A 3,686-nucleotide genomic window follows, 5' to 3' on the forward strand; every position below is an offset into this window, starting at 1 on the left:
GCCGCCTCGCCGTATTCCGCCTCCCGCTGGAGGTACGCCTCCCCCGGCGCGCGGCCGGCAAAGCGGCGCGCGGCGTAGCAGGCGGTGCGGAGCACGCCGGAAGCGCCTTCAAACGCGGCGGGGTCCTCCCCGAGCGCGCCGTAATACCGCTTCCACGCCCCGGCGGGGTCGGCCCCCTCCGCGAGCGGGGCGGCCGGCGAGTCCGCCAGCCCCCCGAGCACGGCGCCGACGAGGCAGGACAATGGCTTATCATTTATCCGCGGGGCGGTGTGCGCCGCCCGCGCGGGAAGCCGCTGCGAATGGATGGCCGCGTAGAAGAGGTCGCTGCGGCTGTGGATATCGACGTATTCGACGGGGCCGCGGTCCCCCGCGCAGGTGACCCGGCGGATGTAGAGGACCGGCTCGTCCCGCTTCACCCCCAGCAGCTCCGCCTCCCGCTCGGGGCAGAGGATCGCCTTGAACTGCTCGGTGATGTAGTCGAAGACGATGCCCGCCTCCCGGCGCAGCAGCTCGTAGAGGGAGCCCTTCTCCATGTCCGCGTGCTCGAAGTCCACGCCGGACACCTCGCTGTTGAGCAGGTAGGCGCACTCGACCGAATGGATCATGCCGTTGAGGATGCGCACGCGCTCGATCTTGCGCAGCATGGTGCCCGGCGGCACCTTGAGATGCCGGGAGACAACCTCGTCGGCGGGGACGAGGCAGTTTTCGACGAGGCGGGACTCGGGGCGGGGCTGGGGGCTCTCCTCCGGCGCGTCGACCTTGGAAAAGCCCTCCACCCGCTGGTAGTCCACCGCGCGGAAGAGGTTGCCGATCACGACGGTGCCCTTCCCCTTCTGGGTCGCGACGACCCCGCGGCGGGTCAGCTCCTTGATCGCCTCCCGCACGGTGACCCGGCTGACCTGATAGGTGCGCGCGAGCTCGAGCTGGGTGGGGATGACGTCCCCCACCTTGTAGATGCCGTTGGCGATGTCGTCCGCGATTTCCAGGAAGATCTTCATGTAAGCGGATTGCTCTTTTCCCTGCTGCATCCCGTCAACCCCCTCTTGCGCCATTAATGACTTATCATTATGGGGATATTATAGATTGCGCTCAAATGATAAGTCAACTATGGCGCCGCAATTTCGGAGCAACTGATAAAAATATATGGTTTAATTGTACATTCGACACAAACCGTGCCTGGCTGCACACGGCCCGGGGACGCAAAAAGGCCGCCGCAGCGAAGCTGCGGCGGCCTTTTCCGGCGGTTCAGTCGAGAATCAGCGCCTTGAGGTTCCCAAAGATGTCCCGGACCCAATAGGAGGGGAACAGCCCCCACGGGGTTCCCGCCGGCAGCGCCGCCGCGGTCAGCCCGTTCTTTTCCGCGTAGATGGCGGCGCGGTACTGGTGGAATCCGTCGGTCGCCACCGCGAGCGCGCGGGGCAGCCCCTCCCGCTCGATGATCTCCGCCGAAAAGGCAAGGTTTTCCTCGGTCGAGTGGGAGCGGTCCTCGAGGCGGATGCGGGCGGGATCGATTCCCCGCCCGCTGAGCCAGCCGGCCATCACCGCCGCCTCCGAGGTCCCGGCGCGCTCCTCGTAGCCGCCCGACACGACGACGGGCGCGTCGGGATGCGCCTCGAGGTAGCGGAGCGCCGCCTCGAGCCTGCGCGCGAGCATGAGGGAGGGGCCCTCCCGCTCCACCTGGCAGCCGAGCACGAGCGCGGTGCGGGGCTCCTCCCCCGGCGGGGTGAAGTAGGCCTGCCGCGCCATCGGCACGGACACGGCCGCGCCGATCAGAAAGCCCGCCGCGAGCAGCGCGGAAAGGAGGGCGCGCAGCAGCCGCCACCAGGGGGCGGGGCGGGCGGCGGGAGGCCTGCGGTCCCACCTCGCGTGGAAGCTGCGGACGACCCGGCTGCCGTCGTTCAGGCGGAAGGCGTCCCACAGGGCGGCGAGGCCGAAGAGCAGCCCGCCGAAGCCGAGCAGCGCGAGGCAGCCGGCGTTCAGCACGCCGAAGAGGGCGGGCGCCGCGCCGAAAGCCAGCGCGAGCAGCCCGCCGAACGCACACGCGGCGCGGAGGATTCGTTTCATAAGGGTCTCCTTTTAGGCGGTTTTTTCGTTCCAGAAGATGCGCACGCCGGTGATCGTGCGGCCCTCCTTGACCATCTCGTAACGGGTGATGTACTTCATCGAAATGAAGTGCCCCAGGACGACCTCGGTGTAGTCGCGGATGCGCTTTTTGCGCTTCTTGTCCGAATCGAGGTCGCCCAGCTCCCGGTAGATCGACTCAAAGAGGATCTTGTCGCGGGTGAGCTTGTTGTGCTGGTTCTTCATCCCCTCGATCCGGCTGAGCAGGTAGGTCTTGAGCGGGATGGTCGTGGCGTTGTTGTTCAGGGGCGCCTTGAGCAGGTCGATCGACACCGTCGTGATCTGGTTTTTCATCTTGGCGTAGCTGTGCAGCGGCGGGGTGTCGATGATCTGGTACATCTCGCTGCGCTTGCCGTTGACCACGCCGATATATTTGTTGAGCGGCAGCAGGTAGCCCTCGATCGTGAACGAGTCGACCTCCCCCGCGCCCTCCATCCGCCGGTCGATCATGTGCGCCTTGATCTCCTCGGTCAGGTCGATGTTGATCGACAGCCGCCGCATCGTGTCCAGCTTGGCCTTGATCTCCTCCATCAGCCCGTCGTCGACGGTGGGGTTCTCCTTGCCGGTCATCGCGTGGTAGAGCATCGGCACCGTAAAGCTCGAGTTGCCGCTCTCGAGGATCGAGACGACCCCGTTGATGATCGATTTGTCGTAGTTGGTAAGCTGGAAGTTGCCGTCGATCTTCATGTGCTCGGGGCAGTCGATCGTGACCGCCGTCTGGATCGTCAGGTTGCGGCGGCGCGCGACGGTGATCTCGTTGAACTCCCTGAGCTGGGCGAGCTTGTTGGTGATCGGGTCGATCGGCATGACGTAGTTTTTCGGCCTGATCGCCTGGATGGCGGGCGCGACCGACGCGAGCAGGGAGATCTCCTCCCCCACCTCCGGCTCGATCGACAGCAGCCCGTCGATCTCGTCGCCCGTGACCCCGCCCATGAGGATCAAAAAGCGACGCATATCCTCCCGGAGCCCCGCGAGGAAGGCGTAATAGTCGCTCGTCGCGGCGACGACCTCCTGCAGCGCCTCGGTCTGGTCGTCCGCCGCCGCGGACGGGTCGGTCAGCCGCTCGTTGCACGCCTGCACCCGCGCGAGACGGTCGCTGCAGGTGTTCATCTGCTCCGCGACCGCCGCGCGGCCGTATTTTTCAATGAGCTGCGGCAGCAGCTCGGAGAGCGCGCCCGTGTAATCGGCGGGCGCGGGAATTTTGAATCCGGCGGAGGGCATCCGTATCACCTCATGACCGGGCAGCAGGATCACCCGCCGCCCGTTAAGTTCTCCCTGTATCATATCAAATTTTGCCCCGTTTGTCATCCTTTTTCACATCCCTTCACCCGTCGCGCGAAAGCATGCAAAAGTTGCAAAAAAACGCAACTCCCGGGAAACTTTTTGAAAAAAGTTTCCCGGCCCTTCAAAAACCTTTGGTTCGGGCGGGCCTCCCTGCCCCGCGGCGGGCGCGCGCCGCGTCCGGGGGATTTTTGAAAAAAGCCCCCGGAACCCCCAAAAACTTTTGGTTCGGGTGGGTCTCCCTGCCCCACGGCGGGCGCGCACGGCGTCCGGGGGAGAGCGGG

At 65.7% G+C, this 3,686-nt stretch carries 3 protein-coding genes; all 3 read right to left on the minus strand.

Annotated elements, in window-relative coordinates; genetic code table 11:
- Positions 1–1,028: GntR family transcriptional regulator (locus RDM88_RS12110; protein ID WP_308755083.1), on the minus strand; the 1,028-nt coding region annotated here is incomplete at its 3' end.
- 217 nt (positions 1,029–1,245) lie between these two features.
- A complete protein-coding gene (locus RDM88_RS12115) occupies positions 1,246–2,064 on the minus strand; it encodes a YdcF family protein (protein WP_308755084.1) in 819 nt (272 codons plus the stop codon).
- A 12-nt stretch (positions 2,065–2,076) separates the two neighbouring features.
- A complete protein-coding gene (locus RDM88_RS12120) occupies positions 2,077–3,405 on the minus strand; it encodes a hypothetical protein (protein ID WP_308755085.1) in 1,329 nt (442 codons plus the stop codon).
- Positions 3,406–3,686 lie beyond the last annotated feature (281 nt).

The organism is uncultured Anaerotruncus sp. (assembly GCF_902490045.1).
In the GTDB taxonomy this organism is placed as follows: Bacteria; Bacillota; Clostridia; order Oscillospirales; family Ruminococcaceae; genus Anaerotruncus.

Excerpts from the sequence above, each read along its gene's own strand:
- RDM88_RS12115 (WP_308755084.1), bottom strand. The coding sequence starts at position 2,064 with ATGAAACGAATCCTCCGCGCCGCGTGTGCGTTCGGCGGGCTGCTCGCG.
- RDM88_RS12120 (WP_308755085.1), bottom strand. The coding sequence starts at position 3,405 with ATGATACAGGGAGAACTTAACGGGCGGCGGGTGATCCTGCTGCCCGGT.